This window comes from Nocardia sp. 852002-20019_SCH5090214, from assembly GCF_001665865.1.
GTDB lineage: Bacteria > Actinomycetota > Actinomycetes > Mycobacteriales > Mycobacteriaceae > Nocardia > Nocardia nova.
In genome coordinates this window covers 84,648-101,797 of the sequence record NZ_LZMK01000220.1, presented here as the reverse complement: position 1 = coordinate 101,797, position 17,150 = coordinate 84,648, and the positions used below count along the sequence as shown (strand labels likewise).

Sequence of the window (17,150 nt, the reverse complement as noted above, 5' to 3'; positions counted from 1 at the left end):
ACAACAGCTCGCACAGCGTTCAGCAGGACTCCGGCTGGCCGGTTTCGTTTGCCCACGGCCATCTTCCGATCGGCTGATCAGGACCTGTGCGCCGTCCGGTGAACCGGAACCTCGCGATGCCCATTGGTGACGATGCTCGGAATCGGCCGCAGCTCAGCAGGATCCATCGCGAGTTCCATATCGGGGAACCGCGTGAACAGAGCAGGGAGCGCTATCGTCGCCTCGAGCCGCGCCAGCGGCGCCCCCAGGCAACGATGCACCCCGTACCCGAATGCGAGGTGTTCTTTCGACGGCCGCCCGGCATCGAACGCATCGGCGTTGTCGCCGTGCAGTTTCCGATCACGCCCCGCACCGGCCAGGGACGCGATGATCACATCTCCCCGGTTGATCCGCACACCGCCGGGATCACCGGCGATGTCGATGTCTTCCACCGCGAATCGCATCGGCATATGCGCCAGCGGCGCATTCCATCGAAGCCCTTCTTCGACCACCTCCGCCCACGGAATCTGTTCTGCGAGGGCTGCCTTCCGCTGTTCCGGATGGGTGAGCAGGCCGATAATGCTGTGGTCCAGTAGATTCGCGGTGGTTTCGTGGCCGGCGGTGATGATCAGCAGCAGCGTGTCACGCAACTCCTGTTCGTCGAGCCGTGATCCGTCCGCGTCGTCGTGGGCGTTCATCAGAACCGTCGTGAGGTCGTCGCCCGGGTTCTCGCGCTTGTGCCGCAACAGTTCCTCCATGAGGACGAACAGTGCCCCGAAATGCGCACCGACCTCGGCGGGGTCGAGGCTGGTATCGAGAATTCCGTCCGCGTGGATGCGTAGTTGATTATCCATCCCGTCCGGAACGCCCATCAGTTCGCCTATGACGCGAATCGGCAGCGCGGTGGCGAAACCCGCACGCAGATCGACGATTTCGCCGTCGGTGACAGCGGACAATTCGTCGAGCAGTTCGGTGACGAACGCTTCGATCCGCGGCCGGAGTGCCTGGGTGCGTTTGTTCGTGAACGCCGGTGCCACGAGTTTGCGCAGCCGCTGATGCTGCTCGCCGTAGGTGGTGAGCATATTTCTCGCCGCCACCCACGGAAACATCACCCAGTCCGGGCCGATCTCACCGTCGATGAACCGCGGCCAGTGCTGATGTGCGTCCTTGGAGACACGCGAATCGGTGAGCAGCTGCCTGAGCACGGTGGCGTCGGTGACCGACCAGGCCGGCACGCCGCCGGGCAGCACCACCTGGGCGACCGGGCCGCGAGCGCGAATACGGGCCAGCTCGCCCTGGATGTCGGCGGCGCTGGGATCCAGCACCAGCGGCTGCGTATCTGTCATCGGACCCTCCATCAGGTGAGACGCATCGGCGGGCATGCGGGAAACACCACCGGCAGGGCTGCCAAGGCGCGGTGAAACTGCCCGGTCCTCCAACTTAGTTGCTGCGCAGGAACTTCCGGGCGAATATCCGGAAGCGCATCGAGTAGCAGGTCGACGGCATGCCGCGCGATCGTCTGCGCGAGCTGCTGCGCCGGGCACGAGTGCGGGCCGACTCCCCACGCCAGGTGAGACCGGTTTCCGCGCCGGTCACCGCCGACGATACGCGGATCGGTGTTGCATGCCGCCAAGCTGACGACCACCGGCTGATCGGCGGGCAACCACACGTCGCCGATGAGTTGCGGCTGTCTGGGATACGTCATGCAGAAATTGGCCAGCGGCGGGTCCGCGAACAGCACCTCGTCGATGGCATCGCGGGTGTCCATGGCGCCGCTGAGCACGTTGCCGCCGTACTCTTCGTCGGCCATCAACAGCAGCAGGGTGTTCAGGATCAGATTGCAGGTCGGTTCCGTGCCCGCCGAGAACAACAACGCGGCCTGGTTCACCATCTCCATGGGGTCGAGGCCCTCGGGGTGGGTCAGCAGTCGCGAGGTCAGGTCGTCGCCGGGGCGCTCGCGCTTCTGCTCGACCACCGCGAGCAGCGCCTCGATGAACCGCTGCTGACCTTCTTCGGCGCCGACCCCGTCCAGCATCGCGGCCATCCCCTGGTAGGCCGCCGATGCGGCGTCTTCGGGGAAGCCCATCAGCTCACTGAGAACCCGGAAGGTCAGCGGGAAGGCGTAATCCATCCGCAGATCGGCGGTGCCGCGCTCGCAGAAGGAGTTGACGAGAGCGTCGGCCGCGCGTGCGACCGCGCCGTGCACCTTGTGCAGGTTGACGGTGTCCAGCGCGTCGGTGATCGTGCGCCGGTAGCGGGCATGTTCCGCGCCCGCGGTGCGCAGGGCGTTCTGGCGATAGCCGAGCATCGGGGTCACCGGGCAGTCCGGCGGAGCGTTCTTCTCCCACCGGCGCGGATCGGCGGGAAAGCGAGCCTCGTCGTTCAAAATTTGCAGCGCTGCTTGATATTCGATCACCAGTGTGGCCGGCACACCGGGCGCCAACTCGATCGGCACCAGCGGCCCACGGCTGCGCATGGATTCGTAGGCGCGGTGCGGGTCGGCCGCGAATTCGGTGGTGTCCAACCGGATCTGTGGTTCGGCGGAATGCGCCGGAGAACCGTGATCGGCCGGCCGGGCGCTGCTACGTACCGCGTCTGCGTCGTTCAGCATGCGTCCCCCGCGCGAGATGTTGCGTGTCCTGTCCGATGTCCTGCGAGATTGCCTGCCATTCGTTGTATGGGCACGGCCGACACCCTAGCGGAAACCGTTGTAATTCAATGTTTTTGACAAAACAGACAGCACGGTAGTTTGTTGCGTGCAGGTTGCTGCGGCGAGCTCCCGTCACTTCCCCTCGTCCGGCTCCCGCATCAGCTCGGCGAGCCGATCCCACGCCGGGGAAGTCGCGCCCGGCTGCGACCGGACCGCCAGCTGGGCAATGGTCGCATCGTGGTCCGGGACGACGGTCGTCGCATTGTCCCTGCGCGCGAACCACTCTCGCGTCCGCGCCGCCAGCTCGGGCAGGCGCGGGTCCGCCGGGGAACAATCGTAGACCGCGTCGTAGTCGAGATAGATGGCGCGGAATTCGGCATCGTCGAGCAGTGTGCGCTTTTCGGCGATCCATGCGGCGGCCGCCGTGGGTGAGGCGGTCTGCATGAGGATCCAACCATCGCGTTCGAGTTGGATCTGGCGTTCGCTGACGCCGAGTTCGCGCAATTCATCGAGGTGGTCGGCGACGTCCGCGGACACATAGAGGCGGTCCCCGCCGCGCAGCTGGGTGAGTTGCTCCCGGGTTCGCCGCAGCTGCTCGATGCGTTGTTCGAGGTCGTGGTCGATCTCGGTGAGGGCCGCCGCGAGGGCGCCGGGGTCGGCGTCGAGCAGATCCTTGACGCGGGCCAGCGGCACCCCGGCGTGGGCCAGTGTTCTGATCTTGACCAGGTCGATGGCGTGCTGCGCGGTGTAGCGGCGGTAGCCGGAGGCGTCGCGGTCGGGTTCGGCGAGCAGGCCGCGCTGGTGATAGTGGCGCACGGCCTTGACGGTCACCCCCGCATAGTCCGCGAGCTGTCCGATCGTGAGCATAGGAGACATCCTTCCGCGCGCCGGGACGATCAGGAACGCCGGGTCAGGCGGCCGCCGGCATTGCGGAAGCGGGCGCGACCGTCGCGAATGTCGTGGTAGGAGACGAGCAGCAACCGCAGGTAGCCGTCGAAGATCTCCGGCGGATAGCCCGCGGGGGCGAACAGACCGGGCCGGACCGGGACGTAGCGTTGCGGCGGCGCCGAGGTCGCGCCACCGGCGAACGCGGTGAAGATACGTTCCTGCATCGCGTCGTGGGGTTCGTAGGTCACGCGCTCCTCGAGCTGCCCGTCGACGATGTCGACCTCGACGCGGAGCTGACCGGACCGGTAGGTGCCCGCATAGGGGGTGAGGTCGACGTTTGTGTCGAATGCATCGACGAGCGTGGGGATTTCGATGCCGAGATGCTCGGTCAGCAGCCACCGCAGCAGCCGATCGTGCAGCAGGATCGCTCCCGAGGTGTTGCCGAAGGCGGTGAAGACCAGGTCGTGTTCGGGGACGACGCACAGGATGGACACCCCGCCCGGCGACGCGCCCGACATCGCCAGCACCGTGGTGGCGCCGAACGGGTATCGCACCCACCCCAGTCCCATCGGCGGGACGTTCGGGGTGTTCATATCGTGGGTCACTCGTTGCATCGTCGCGGTCGACTCCGCGGACAGGATCCGGGCGCCGGTCGGCGCGACGCCACCGGCGAGGTGCGTGCGTCCGAACGCCAGCAGGTCGGCGACCGTGCCGATCGGGGTGCCGCCGGCCGGCCCCCAGGTGTCGGGAAGCATGAACATGCCGGTCGGCTCGACGCCCCCGGTTTCCGGATCGATGAAATGCCCGACCGCCGTGCTGCGCAGAATCGCTTGTCGCGCAGAGGTACTCGAGTTCGTCATGCCGACCGGTCCGAACAGCTCCCGCTGGAGCAGATCCGGATAGGACGTGCCGGTCACCACTTCGAGCAGTCGCCCGGCGACGATCATGCCGCCGTTGGAGTAGCTGAGCTGCTCGCCGGGTTCGAACAGGGTGGCGCACCTCGCGAGGCCCTCGACGTAGTGTTTCAGGGCATCGCGGCCCTCCGCATCGGGGAAGAACAAGTCCGCATCGATGCCGTTGGTATGTGAGATCAAATGCCGGACAAGGATTTTGCCAGCGGCGCAAGGATCACCGAGCGCGAATTCGGGCAGGTAGTCCACCACCGGCGCATCGAGTGTCAGCAGCCCGCGTTCGACCTGCTGCAGCACGAGCGTGGTGGTGAGCACCTTGGTGACGGAACCGAAGAGAAAGCCGGTGTCGTCACGCATCGGAGCGCCGGTCGCGAGGTTCGCGGTCCCGTGCGAGACGACGACCTGCTCGCCCGCGTGATAGACCCCGGCGACGTAGCCGGGAACCTGGTCCGACTCACAGAAGGCGGCCACCTGCGGACGGATCTGGTCGGCGACGGTGTGCAGTGCGTTGTTGTTCATGCGAACCATCGTCGAACCCTGCCCCAGGGTCAAGGTCAAGCCGAAGACGGAACTTTTCCGTTCAGGGGATGTGGTAGACGCATCCGCCCATGCCGAGATAGTCACGGAACTGGCAGATCAGATTGCTCAGCGCATCGGCCGAACCCGAGGACGAACCCGTGCCGGTCGTCGCCGCGGATGCGGACGGTGCGGTGGCTGCGAGCGGCAGTGCCAGCGCGGCAGCAGTCAGGACGGTGACCGCGAATCGCTTGCTCATGGGACTTCTCCAATTCAATAGGTGTTAGGGCCGACTCCGGCCCTGGTAACACCTCGAAGCGTAGGAAGCCCTCGAACACCGAAACAGCCCCGAGTTTCCAGGTCTCGCGATCAGGGTGATTCGGGTCGCAGCGCGCGCCGGGCGGCCGGGATAGCCTGGCCCGAAGGGAGGGCAGCATGATGATCGAATTCGTTCCGGACATGAGTCTGTACCCGTTCGAATCGCACTGGTTCGACTCGTCGGCCGGACGCGTGCACTACATCGACGAAGGTTCCGGGCCGGCGGTCCTGTTCTGCCACGGGTCTCCGACGTGGAGTTTTCTCTACCGCCACATCGTGACGGGGCTGCGGGATCGGTATCGATGTGTCGCGGTGGACTATCCGGGGTTCGGATTGTCCGAGCGGCCCACCGGTTTCGGTTATACGGTCGCGGAGCACACCGCCGTGCTCGGCGAGTTGATCGATCATCTGCGGCTCGACGATTTCATCGTTATGGGACAGGATTGGGGCGGGCCCATCGGGTTGGGCGCGGCGGTGGTGCGTGCCGATCGGGTACGGGGAATCGTGTTGGGTAACACGGTATTCTGGCCGATCGAAGCAATGGCAAACAAGGCGTTCAGCGCGATTATGAGCAGCCGTCCGATGCAGCGCCGGATACTCGAGCAGAATTTTCTCATCGAGCGCGTGCTGCTCTCGGAATTGGGCCGCACGCTCAGCGCGGCCGAAGCCGAGCACTATCGCGCGGTGCAGCCCTCCGCCGAGGCGCGGTGTGGGCTCGCGGTGATGCCCGGCGAAATTCGTGCTGCGGCCCCGCTGCTGGCGCAGCTTTCCCGAGATGTTCCCGCGCTCCTCGGAAACAAGCCGGCGCTGGCGGTGTGGGGGATGCGCGACATGGTGTTCCGGCCGAAAGCATGTCTGCCTCGCCTCCGAGCCGCTTTCGGCGATCTGGAAATCGTCGAATTGCCGGATGCTCGGCACTTCATCCAGGAACAGGCGCCGGATGCGATCGCGACGGCCATCGCGAATCGCTTCCGGTGAGGGGGCGCGCCCCAGGAAGACGCTGTTCACCATCGGATTGCCGACGCGCCGTACGACACACCGCGCGGCGAACCGAACTGCACAAAGACCTGCATGGCTGTAGGTCGAACGGCTTATTGTGGACGCCGCCCAGCCCGGCGATAATCGGTAGCCAATCTGCGGCAAGTCGGCCGACCACTCGAACCTGATGAGACCGTGAGGGTTTCGGAAAGCGTGCGATGAACAGGCGTGCACTTCTTTCACCGTTCGTCACGATGTCGATCTGCTTGCTGACGATGGGCGTTGTCGGGTGCGGTGGTTCGGCCGGCGAGACGGTCGGCGACGGCCAGCCAGTATCCGATGGTCGGAGCGTCGGGACGGTTTCGCCCGCAAGCACTTCGGTTGCGTTGTCCAATATGGCCGTGCCCGGCACAGCGGTGGCCGATGCCCGCACGTACTTCGCCAACTCCGGCGGGATCGACGGCTATTACTTCACCACTCCGACCGGCCGGTGGCATTGCGCGATCATCGTCGGCGGTGAACCGCACATGGCCGGATGTCAGCCCTCGACGAACACCGGAGCGGGGATCGGGGTGAAAGGTGCTCCGACGGTCGAGAGCAACTACTCCCACAAGCAGGTTCCGCCCGACACGATTCTGATCGAGCGGGGCGGCGAACCACGTTTCGCCGTGCTGAGGCAAGCGGTGTTCCGGCTGGCATCCGAGCAGGCAAAGGTCCTGCCCTACAACACATCCCTGTCGGCCGACGGCTTCACCTGTACGGCCCGAGATTCCGGTGTGTCGTGCGCAGACGATGCCTCCCGAAAGGGCTTCACCTTCTCCACCGAAGGCTTCTCGATGAATTGACGCGAACCGGTTCAGTCCTCGGCGACGAAGCCGCGCAACGCGACCACCTGCCGGCCGTCGACCTCCAGCTCCGCGATACCCCGTTCGGCCGGGGTGCGCACGCTGACGGTCACGAACCGGCCCGCCGCGATCGTTTTGCCGACCTCGAGCCCGCGTACCCGCTTCACGAATTCGGCGTGCCCCACATCGGAACCGGTCGGCCATTCCACCACCGCGCGCGGGCTGAGTACCGCGCGCACACCGGCGACATCGCCGCGACCGGCCGCTTCCAGCAACCCGGTGGCGGCCCGCTTTCCCGCCGCGCCGACGCGGACGAAACCGCGGGTGAAGCCCAATGCACCGCCGACGCCTTGGTTTCCGAGCAGCTGCGGGGCGAGTTTCGCGGCCGCGCCGAGCCCGCGACCGCCGGCGGCCAGGAGTTGGCCGACCATGACCGGTAGCTCCCAGTGGGCGTAGAGGCGGCCGATCTTCCATTCGCCGCCGACCTCGGTCAGGTCGTAGCGCAGGTGCATCGGCACGTGCAGCGTCACACCGGTGGACATGGTGGTCGCGAGGGCGAGGTCGCGAAAGACCGTGGTACCGCGCACGACGTCGTGGTCGACGTGGAAGACGATGTCGTTGGGACCGATGAAGGTGTCGTAGAACCGTTCGATCGCCGCGCGGCCGGTGTGCGGGCGCGAGCCGACCGGATCCTCGACCCGGCCGTCGGGTGCGAACAGATCCACCCAGGCCGCGCGATCGTGCACCGCGACCGCCTGCGGGGATCGTTCCACCGTGGCGAGCAGCTCCGCCGCCGACGCATTCGCGGACATCGTTCCTCCAGACTCTCGACTCCCTCCAATCTATAACCTGTTCCAGTTTTGCACGGACTAACCAGCGAACCACCGGCAAGTGCGCGTGACGGATCTCGCGATGATCACGTCCCGGCCCGGGCGTACGGTGACCGGTATGCAGGTCGGGCAACCCAGCACAACCGCGATGGCCACCGCGCAGGCACGGGCCTATCACCAACTCGCCGACGAACCACGGATCTTCACCGATCCACTGGCGGTGCGGCTCGTGGGCGAGGACGCGGCCCGCAACAATCCGTTCGACAAGGGCGTGGATCCCGAACTGGCCCGGCGGCGCCGGCTGTTCCTGGCCACGCGCAGTCGCTTCGCCGACGACAGCGTCGCGGAGGCCGTCGCCGACGGGACCCGCCAGGTGGTCGTGCTCGGTGCGGGCATGGACACCGCCGCCTACCGCAATCCCCATCCGGATGTGCGCTTCTTCGAAGTCGACCATCCCGACACCCAGGCGTGGAAGCGAAATCGCCTGGCGGAAGCGGGAATCGAGGTGCCGGACTCGATGACGTTCGCCCCGGTGGACTTCCACCGCGACAACCTCGCCGACGCGCTGGCACAGGCCGGACTGGATCGCGCCCGCAGCGCGGTGTACGTCTGGCTCGGCGTGGTGGTCTACCTCGAACACGCGGCCATCGCCGAGACGTTGCGCTATATCGCCGGCCAGGGCGGCGGTGCGGTCGTGGTGTTCGACTACTCCTACCCGCCCGACGAGGGGCAGCAGGCACGCGGGAAACGCGTTGCGGCCGTAGGCGAACCGTGGATCAGCTTCTTCACCGAGGAGCAGATGCGGAGCGAACTGGAGTCGGCCGGATTCACCGACATCGAGGATCACCCGGGGATCGCATTGGTTCGGTCCTACGCCGACCTCCCCGGCACCGGACCGGCACTGCCGGGCCCGCATCTCATTCGCGCGCGGACCTGATCCGAGCTCACGCACCGCCGTCCCCGGAACAATCACCGGCAGACGACGGTTGCCCCGAGAGAAACACGACTGCGAACTCGGGAGGTGCGATGCTGGCGATCGGATTCGAGAAGCCGGGTGGTCCGGAGGTACTGCGACCGGTCGAGGTGCCCGAACCGCACGCCGGCGCGGGTGAGGTGCGGATCCGGGTGGCCGCGGCGGCCGTGAACCCCTCCGACACCGTGACCCGGTCCGGCATGGCCCACGATCGCTACCGCGAGGTGACGCCGCCGTACGTTCCGGGATGGGACGCCGCGGGAATCGTCGACGAGGCCGACCCCGAGACCGGCTGGCACAGTGGCGACCGGGTCGTCGCGATCACATTGCCGGTGCTCGCCGGTGGCGGCGCCTATGCCGAAAAGATCGTGGTACCCGCGACGCAGGTGGCGCGCCTGCCCGAGGGAAGCGACTTCGTCTCCGCCGCAACGCTTCCGATGAACGGTCTCACCGCCTGGTTCGCCTTGGACGCGCTCGACCCGCGAGCGGGTCGCACGATCGCGGTGACCGGGGCAGCGGGCGCGGTCGGCGGGTACGTGATCCAGCTGGCGAAAACGCGCGGCTACACCGTGATCGCCGACGCGAAACCGGCCGATGAGCAGCTGGTCCGCGACTTCGGCGCCGACGTCGTCCTGCCGCGCGGCGACGACCTCGCCTCGCGCATCCGGGCGCACGCTCCCAACGGGGTCGACGCGCTGATCGACACCGCGCTGCAAGGCGATGCGGTACTCCCGGCGGTGCGCGACGGCGGCGCGTTCGTCATCCTGCGGCCCGCGGCCCTGGGCGGCGGGGCCACACCGGAGCGCGGTATCTCGGTCCACCTCGTGATGGTCGGCGATCACCTGGACGAACCCCATGCGCTCAGCGAATTGAGCCGCCTCGCCTCCGAGGGCGCGCTGACCCTGCGGGTGGCCCGAACCTTCCCCGCCGAACAAGCCGAGCACGCTCACGAACTCCTCGAAGCGGGCGGCGTCCGGGGTCGCATCGTCCTCGAATTCTGAAGGGCGCGTTATTCCTTCCGCGGCGGCAGGGGCGGCAGCTCGAGGTTGTCGCGGAAGGTCTCGCCCACGTGGTCCGAGCCGACGATGCCGCGGCGGCGAAGTTCGGGGAGCAGGCCCGCGAGCAGGAAGTCGCGGTTGCGCGGGTCGTCGAGCCCGCCGAGGCCGATCACGTCCAAGAACGCCGGCGTCGTAGCGTTCCTGGATCGCGTCGGCGAGTTGACCGGGTGTGCCGGCCGCTGCCCAGTGGCCGGTGTCCTTGGCGGCGATGATCAACTCGCGCAGCATTTTTCCGGATCGAGCCAGGGCGGTGAAGATCTCTACGCGGCCGCGACGCCGGTTCACCGCGTGCGCATCGGGCAGCAGCGAGTCCGGGATCGGCCGGATCATTTCGGACCAATCGGGAATTACGTTGCGAGCCAAGTTGTTTCATGGCGTCGCGCAAGAGCCGTTCACACCCGGCGAGCGATGTCGGCCGTCGCAGACCGGGTCACGGTGCCGAGGGTCGCGGCGCCGGGCCGGGCGGAAGTTCCGGGCCCACCGCCGTGAGACTGCCCGGCCGGCGCCCCTTCCCCCAGCCGATCTCGCGCCGGTACGCGCCGATGTGCTCCCGCGGCAGCTCGTGTTGCGACGGCAGCGGCGTGGACTGCGGGTCCACGTACAGTGCGTCGGTCGGGCAGTACGCCTCACACATGAAGCACGTCTGGCAGTCCGATTGCCGTGCGATGACGGGGATTCCGTCGCTGCCACGATCGAAGACGTTCGTCGGGCAGACGTCGACGCATTTGTCGCAGGCGATGCAGGCCGGGGCGTGAACCAGTTCGATCATCAGGCCACCGCCGCGACCGCGGAGACGTCGGCCGACCGCAACGCCGCCGCCACCGTCCACACCTCGTCGAGGCCGCCGCTGAGGATGTGGTGGTGCTGCGCGGGATCCAGCGCCGGATGGTCGGCCCACTTGCTCATGCCGCGAGATTCCGTGCGTGCCAACGCCGATCGGTACATGAGCCGCCCGACCGCGGTGATCGCGGCGGCCTGGCGCGCCCGCACCCGCTCGGCGCCGGTGGCCCGCAGCCCCGCGGCGGCCTCCGCCCACACGGCGTCCAGGGCGACCAGTGCCGGACGGACCCGATCGCCGTGGCGCAGATAGTTCTTCTCGACCGGCAGCAGTTCGGCGCGTGCCGCGGCGAGCACCTCGTCCGCACCGATGCGTCCGGAACCCGTGGGCCGCAACCCGGTTCGCCCTGCGCGGGTCAGACCGTCCGGACGGCCACCTCGCTGTGCGAAACGCGCCGCACCCCGCCCGGCCCAGCTGCCCGACGACATCGCCCATGCCGCATTGTGACTGCCGCCCCCGGTGAATCCGCCACAGATGCGTTCGCGGGTGGCCGCGTCGCCCGCGGCATACAGCCCTCTCACCGAGGTCGCGCACTCGTCGCCGACCACCTCGATCCCGCCGGTCCCCCGTACCGTTCCCTCGGCCAGCAGATCCACCTCGAAACGCTGGGTGAACGGGTCGATCCCGCGGCGGTCGAATTGGAGGAAAAAGTTCGGCTGTCCGTGCCGCATCTGCTCCCGCGTGGTTCGGTCCGCTCGATCCAGTTGCGCGAATACCCTCTCCTGCAACAGAGTTCGCGCGATGACCGACCGTCCCTGCACCGATCCGGCGCCCTCCAGAATGCTGCCGTCCTCGTGGAAGAAGGTGGCGTATCGGTAATAGGCGGTCTTGGTGACGGTCGCGCCCTTCGCGGCGATGCCGTAGGCGTTGGAGAACTCCATCCCGGAGAATCGTGCGCCCACCTCCGCGGCCATCAGCGCGCCGTCACCGGTGTCGACGTTGGTGCCCAGCGCGCGCGAGAGGAAGGCGCAGCCGCCGGTGGCCAGGACCACCGCGCCGGCGTGCACGCGGTAGTCCCGATGCTCGCGCAGCAGGTAACCCGCCGCGCCGCGGACCGTGCCTTCCCGGTCGACCAGTAGTTCCAGGGCCGGGGCGTGGTCGACGATCCGCACGCCCAGCCGCCGCACCCAGGCCCGCATGCGGCGCATGTATTCCGGGCCCTGCACGCCGGTGCGAATCGGGTTGCCGGTGTGCGGGTCGACCGGGAACGGGTACCGGCCTTCCTCGCCCAACCGATGCATATTCGCGTAGGTATGATCGAGCACGCGGTCCATCCAGTGGTGGTCGGCGAGGAAGCCGCCCAATTCCTCGCGACTGGCCTTGGCCGCCGCCCGGGCCGCCGGATCCGGCGCCACGTACCAGACACCGGTCCCCGCGGGTGCGGTCGCGCCGCTGGTGCCGCAGTACCCCTTGTCGACCAGCACCACCTCGGCTCCCGCCTCACGGGCGTGGATCGCGGCCCAGCAGGCGGCCGGTCCGCCGCCGATCACCAGCACATCGGCATCGATCTGCCATGCCTCGCTCATCGTCGTACTCCTTCGAAAACGGGGCCGAAACCGTTGCCGACACATGCCCGACAGAAATCCTCGCCGGTGCCCCGGCCACGGAGAATCCTTACGATCAGCAGGATTCTGTGGAGCGGCCGCGGACGTCGGCCGAGTTCGAATCACGCGTCGCACAAACCGTTTACGCGACCGCAGGCGTTTGGTTGACTGCCGTCGCCCGGTCCGGAGACCGGGATCATCGCGACTATCGGACGGGTGTGCTCGTATGAGTGAACGGCAACTGCATCTGAACGCCTTCATCTATCCCGCGGGCCATCACGAGGCCGCGTGGCGGCATCCCGACAGCCGCCCCGATCGCATCTACGACGTGACCTACTACCAGGAGATCGGCCGCACCGCCGAGGCCGCCACGCTCGATGCGGTGTTCTTCGCCGACGGCCCCGCGCTGCGTACCGACGTGCGCTACAACGCCGCGCCCGGCCTGGAACCGATCACGCTGCTCACCGCGATCGCCTCGGCCACCACCCACCTGGGCCTGATCGCGACCGCGTCGACGACGTATTACGAGCCCTACAATCTGGCGCGGCTGTTCTCCTCGCTGGATCACATCTCGGGCGGGCGCGCCGGATGGAATATCGTCACCACCGGAACCGATCTCGCCGCCGCCAATTTCGGTCTGGACCGCCACCCCGATCACACCGAACGTTACGCGCGGGCACGCGAATTCGTCGACGCGGTCGTCGGATTGTGGAACAGCTGGGACGACGACGCGGTGCTGCTCGACCGGGCCGCCGGCATCTACGCCGATCCCGGCAAGATCCATCGCATCGATTTCCGCGGCGACTATCTGCGCGTGCGCGGACCCTTCAACGCCGCGCGCACTCCGCAGGGCCATCCGGTGCTGGTGCAGGCCGGCGCCTCCAACGACGGACGAGCCTTCGCGGCCCGCTACGCCGAGGCCATTTTCACCGCCCACCAGCGGCTCGAGGACGCCCAGACGTTCTACGCCGACATCAAACGCCGGGCGCGCGAGTTCGGCCGCGACCCCGAGCATGTGAAGATCCTGCCGGGTATCAGCCCGTTCATCGCCGATACCGAAGCGCAGGCGAAACAGCTGCAACGCGAATTCAACGAGCTGACCGTGCCCGAATACGGCCTCGGGCAGTTGGAAAGCCTGGCCGGGCAATCGCTGCGGAATCTGGCTCTCGACGAACCGGTGCCCGTCGAATTGTTCGCCGGCGCGGGCGATGTCACCGACAACGCGGCCAGCCGCCGGCAGGTGATCGCGGGCATCGTCACCCGCGATCGGCCCACACTGCGCGGACTGTTGCACCGGCTCGCGGGCGCACGCGGGCACCGCGTCTTCGCGGGCACGCCCGAACAGGTCGCCGACACCATCGAGGACTGGTTCCGCCACGGCGCCGCCGACGGATTCAACGTCATGCCGCCCTACTATCCGGGCGGACTCGAGGTGTTCACCGGCACGGTGGTGCCGATTCTGCGCAGCCGCGGGCTGTTTCGCACCGAATACACCGGCACTACGCTGCGCGACCACTTCGGGCTGCCGCGCCCCGGATCGCCCGCGGCGAACTGACGCCGAAACCGTTGCACTGCTTCGTTTTCAGCGTGTCGGGCATTCGTTCGGCGCGGGCAGGCCGCGCAGTCGCTGGTCGAGCCAGTCGATCGCGCCCGGGAATCCGGCCATCAGGGTGATGGAATGCTCGCCCAGCACGTTGCGGAATACGGCGGGCACGCCACGAGCGCACTGCGCGCGGAACAGATCGGTCGACTCGACCTCGGGAATCCAGATGTCGAGTATGCCGTGGTAGATGTACAGCGGCGCAGCGGATTTCCGGTCGCGCAGGTCGGTGGCGGCGAACAGGGCGCGGGCCGCGTCGGTGTCGAGCGGATGGGCGGTGTCGGTCGCCAGCTCGATCGGCACACCGGTCACGCCGAGCGGTCCGTTGCTGTCGCCGCAGGTGTCCTTCACCGGGGAGGTGGCCAGCCACTCCCCCAGATGGTTCAGCTGATCCAGCAGTTCCGGATGCTCACGAGCGAAGGCCAGCGCGACGACCATCAGAATGCCCGACGCGATATTGCCGTTGAAGTGACGGGCCACCTCGCTGTAGTCGGTCGCCAGGCCGCCGACCGACACCCCGACGATCGACCCCGCCAACTCGGGCGCGTACTCGCCGAGCAGCATATCCGCCGCATAGGCCGCGATCGCGCCGCCGGAGTAACCGCCGATCGCGAACTTGCTGTCCCCCAGCGTCTTCGGTTCGACCGTCCGCACCGCGCGCATCGCGTCGAGGATCACGTGACCCGCGACATGCGGTTCGGCATAGGCCATCCACGGACCCTCGTGGTCGGGAACGAGCACTCCGTAGCCGTGCGAGAGGGCCCACCACGTGGTCGGCGGGAAGAGATCACCCGCACTGAATTTGGGATGCAATCCGTGCGCCAGGGCATACCCGGGGGTGCAGCGCAGCCCGAGCGAATTGATCGGGATGGCGTTCACCAGCAGCGGTCGCTGTCCGGGACCGGTCCAGTTCGCGGCGGGAATCAGCAGGGTCGCCGTGCCGAACGAGGGCGCACCGGTCGCGCCGGTGGAGCGGAATTTCAGCTGCAGTGCGCGGGCGATCGGCACCGCGGCCAGCGGTGCGGCCGTGGCCGTCACATCGCGCACCTCGATCGGATCGCCGGGACGCATGGCGTCGAGTCCGGCCGGCCACTGATCGAACAGCGGATCGCCGGCCGGCGGCGACAACACCGCCCGCCACAGCGCGGCGAGTTCGGGCCGCAGCTGGGCATTGGGCGGCGACGGCGCGGGTGGCAGGTTCGGCGCCGGAATCGAACGATCGATCCACTGCTGCCATTCGGTCGAGTCCGTGGGCGCCGGGCCGTCGTCCGCGCGACTCGCCGGCAGGCGAACCGTCATCGACACCAGCAGGGCACATGCCGCGAGCACGACGAGCAGCAGCGTCCGGGCTCGTTTCACAGCAACCTCCACAACAGATCGACCAGCCCCGTTCCGGGGCGGTAGTGACTGGAGCCGAGATCGGGTTCGAGATACCCGCTGGGCACCACGATATCCCCGGCTGACGGCACCTGCGCGCAACTCACCGACGTGCCGCCGACAGCGTCGGCCACGACGATGCCGGCGGCGAGTACGACCGCCTGGACAATCCGCCGGAAAGGTCTCCGTCTCACGCCGAAAATCACTGTGCCCCTTTATGAACGACCGCCCCGACGCACGCACACCATACGGTCGGCCGCGACGGCGCAGCGCGCCTCCGGACGCGGTCGTGGAGAACTCACGAAACCGGGCCGTCGATACCGGTGCCCGGCACAACGATTCGAGAAGCGAAAAGGTCGCGTTTCATCAAATGTGCATGATGCACCCCATATGTATTATGCAAACGTCGGCTCGTGACATTCGAGGAGTAGGGCGTGGAGAAAGCACAAACCGCCGGGCGTTCCGGCGCGATACTGGCGGTGCTGGCATTCGCCGGCATCGTCGTCTCGCTGACGCAGACGGTGGTCGTGCCGTTACTCGGCCAGCTGCCGCAGATCCTGCACACCAGCCCGGCCAATGCGACCTGGGTGGTCACCGTGAGCCTGCTGGCCTCCGCGGTCACCACACCGGTGTCGGGACGGCTGGGCGACCTCTACGGCAAACGCCTGGTGCTGCTCGGCTCGACCGTGCCGCTGCTGATCGGGTCGGTGATCTGCGCGGTGTCCTCCTCGCTGTGGCCGATGATCGTCGGGCGCGGCCTGCAGGGTATGAGCGCCGGCATCGTGCCCGTCGGCATCGCCGCGCTGCGCGATCTGCTGCCGCGCGAGCGCCTCGGATCGGGTATCGCGCTCATCAGCTCCTCACTCGGTATCGGCGGCGCGCTGGGTCTGCCGATGGCGGCCGCGGTCATCCAGTACTCCGACTGGCGAGTGCTGTTCTGGACGATGGCCGCGCTCGCGGCGGTGATCGGCGTCCTGATCTTCACCCTGATCCCCGCCGCCCCACCGAGTTCCGCCACGACCGGACGGTTCGACGTGCTCGGCGCCCTCGGCCTCGGCGTGGGCCTGGTGTGTTTGCTGCTCGCGGTGTCCAAGGGGTCGAGCTGGGGCTGGGGCAGCGGCCTGACCATCGGCTTGTTCGTCGCCGCCGTCGTCGTCCTGCTGCTGTGGGGCTGGTGGGAGCTGGCCGCGCGCAACCCCCTCGTCGACCTCCGGGTCACCGCGCGACCGCAGGTGCTGCTGACCAATGCGTCCTCGATGGTCGTCGGCATGGCGATGTACGCCCAGTCGCTGGTGGTGCCGCAGCTGCTGCAGCTGCCCAAGGCCACCGGATACGGCCTCGGGCAATCGATGATGGCCATGGGCCTGTGGATGGCACCGGCCGGACTCATGATGATGCTGGTCTCCCCCATCGGCGCCAAACTCTCCGCCCGCAGCGGGCCCAAGATCACCCTGATCGTCGGCTGCGTCATCATCGCCGCCGGATACGGGTCCTCGATGGCGTTGATGGGCAGCGCCTGGGGCCTGCTGATCGTGACGCTGATCATCAACACCGGCGTGGGATTCGCCTACGGCGCCATGCCGGCCCTGGTGATGGCCGCGGTGCCGCAGTCGGAAACGGCCGCCGCCAACAGCTTCAACACGCTGGTGCGCGCGATCGGCACCTCGGTCGCTGCGGCCGTGGTCGGCGCGGTCCTGGCGCAGATGACGATCTCGCTCGGCGGGCATGCCGTGGCCAGCGAAAACGGATTCCGGGTCTCACTGCTGATCGGATGCGGTGTGGCCGTGGCCGGCGCACTGGTGGCGATGTTCATTCCGGGGCACCGGACGGCCGCGATCGCCGCCA

Annotated in this window: 15 protein-coding genes and 2 pseudogenes; 6 read left to right on the top strand and 11 right to left on the bottom strand. The window is 67.8% G+C overall.

Translation table 11 applies throughout. From position 1 onward, the window contains the following. Nucleotides 1-77 precede the first annotated feature (77 nt). The 5 genes from A5780_RS17670 to A5780_RS17650 all read right to left on the bottom strand — a co-directional run bounded on the left by A5780_RS17670 (nt 78) and on the right by A5780_RS17650 (nt 5,203). A complete protein-coding gene (locus A5780_RS17670) occupies nt 78-1,325 on the bottom strand; it encodes a cytochrome P450 (RefSeq protein ID WP_064908993.1) in 1,248 nt (415 codons plus the stop codon). Between the two features lie 11 nt (nt 1,326-1,336). Further along, nucleotides 1,337-2,590, bottom strand: a complete 1,254-nt coding sequence (locus tag A5780_RS17665) for a cytochrome P450 (RefSeq protein ID WP_063011230.1) — start codon at nt 2,588-2,590, stop codon at nt 1,337-1,339. Between the two features lie 171 nt (nt 2,591-2,761). Then, nucleotides 2,762-3,496, bottom strand: coding sequence for a MerR family transcriptional regulator (locus A5780_RS17660; RefSeq protein ID WP_064902421.1), 735 nt, complete (start codon nt 3,494-3,496; stop codon nt 2,762-2,764). 29 nt (nt 3,497-3,525) lie between these two features. Next, on the bottom strand, nt 3,526-4,947 hold the full coding sequence (locus tag A5780_RS17655) for a serine hydrolase (protein ID WP_197521779.1): 1,422 nt from the start codon (nt 4,945-4,947) through the stop codon (nt 3,526-3,528). A gap of 61 nt (nt 4,948-5,008) precedes the next feature. Further along, a complete protein-coding gene (locus tag A5780_RS17650) occupies nt 5,009-5,203 on the bottom strand; it encodes a hypothetical protein (RefSeq protein WP_064902419.1) in 195 nt (64 codons plus the stop codon). 176 nt (nt 5,204-5,379) lie between these two features. Here A5780_RS17650 and A5780_RS17645 point away from each other — a divergent pair, with 176 nt between their 5' ends. After that, entirely contained in the window at nt 5,380-6,240 is an 861-nt protein-coding gene (locus tag A5780_RS17645) for a haloalkane dehalogenase (RefSeq protein ID WP_064908971.1), read from the top strand. 401 nt (nt 6,241-6,641) lie between these two features. Beyond that, nucleotides 6,642-7,085: a hypothetical protein gene (locus A5780_RS17640; protein ID WP_146098658.1), complete on the top strand. Its 444-nt coding sequence runs from the start codon at nt 6,642-6,644 to the stop codon at nt 7,083-7,085. An 11-nt stretch (nt 7,086-7,096) separates the two neighbouring features. On the opposite strand, the gene A5780_RS17635 is transcribed toward A5780_RS17640, so the two are convergent. After that, nucleotides 7,097-7,897, bottom strand: coding sequence for a nuclear transport factor 2 family protein (locus A5780_RS17635; RefSeq protein WP_064908969.1), 801 nt, complete (start codon nt 7,895-7,897; stop codon nt 7,097-7,099). Nucleotides 7,898-7,997: 100 nt separating this feature from the next. Between A5780_RS17635 and A5780_RS17630 the strand changes: the two genes are divergently transcribed. After that, a complete protein-coding gene (locus A5780_RS17630; RefSeq protein WP_156769539.1) occupies nt 7,998-8,852 on the top strand; it encodes a class I SAM-dependent methyltransferase in 855 nt (284 codons plus the stop codon). 89 nt (nt 8,853-8,941) lie between these two features. Then, entirely contained in the window at nt 8,942-9,889 is a 948-nt protein-coding gene (locus tag A5780_RS17625) for an NADP-dependent oxidoreductase (protein WP_064908968.1), read from the top strand. 8 nt (nt 9,890-9,897) lie between these two features. On the opposite strand, the pseudogene A5780_RS39185 reads toward A5780_RS17625, so the two are convergent. From A5780_RS39185 to A5780_RS17615, 3 genes and pseudogenes are all read right to left on the bottom strand, one after another. Next, nucleotides 9,898-10,270, bottom strand: a pseudogene (locus A5780_RS39185) (LLM class flavin-dependent oxidoreductase); the annotation flags it as partial. Between the two features lie 106 nt (nt 10,271-10,376). Then, a complete protein-coding gene (locus A5780_RS17620; RefSeq protein ID WP_063011340.1) occupies nt 10,377-10,715 on the bottom strand; it encodes a ferredoxin family protein in 339 nt (112 codons plus the stop codon). Then, the gene (locus A5780_RS17615; protein ID WP_064908967.1) at nt 10,715-12,310 is read right to left on the bottom strand and encodes an FAD-dependent oxidoreductase; all 1,596 of its coding nucleotides are present in this window, start codon (nt 12,308-12,310) and stop codon (nt 10,715-10,717) included. Before A5780_RS17615 ends, A5780_RS17620 begins: the two co-directional genes overlap by 1 nt. A 244-nt stretch (nt 12,311-12,554) precedes the next feature. On the opposite strand from A5780_RS17615, the gene A5780_RS17610 reads away from it, so the two are divergent. After that, on the top strand, nt 12,555-13,883 hold the full coding sequence (locus A5780_RS17610; RefSeq protein ID WP_063011248.1) for an LLM class flavin-dependent oxidoreductase: 1,329 nt from the start codon (nt 12,555-12,557) through the stop codon (nt 13,881-13,883). Nucleotides 13,884-13,910: 27 nt separating this feature from the next. On the opposite strand, the gene A5780_RS17605 is transcribed toward A5780_RS17610, so the two are convergent. Together A5780_RS17605 and A5780_RS17600 are read right to left on the bottom strand one after the other, a co-directional pair. Next, complete coding sequence (locus A5780_RS17605) at nt 13,911-15,287, bottom strand: lipase family protein (RefSeq protein ID WP_231982991.1); 1,377 nt, start codon at nt 15,285-15,287, stop codon at nt 13,911-13,913. Further along, a complete protein-coding gene (locus tag A5780_RS17600) occupies nt 15,284-15,499 on the bottom strand; it encodes a hypothetical protein (protein WP_064902411.1) in 216 nt (71 codons plus the stop codon). Before A5780_RS17600 ends, A5780_RS17605 begins: the two co-directional genes overlap by 4 nt. A gap of 240 nt (nt 15,500-15,739) precedes the next feature. Here A5780_RS17600 and A5780_RS41950 point away from each other — a divergent pair. Then, a pseudogene (locus A5780_RS41950) lies at nt 15,740-17,146 on the top strand (MFS transporter); the annotation flags it as partial. Nucleotides 17,147-17,150: the final 4 nt, after the last annotated feature.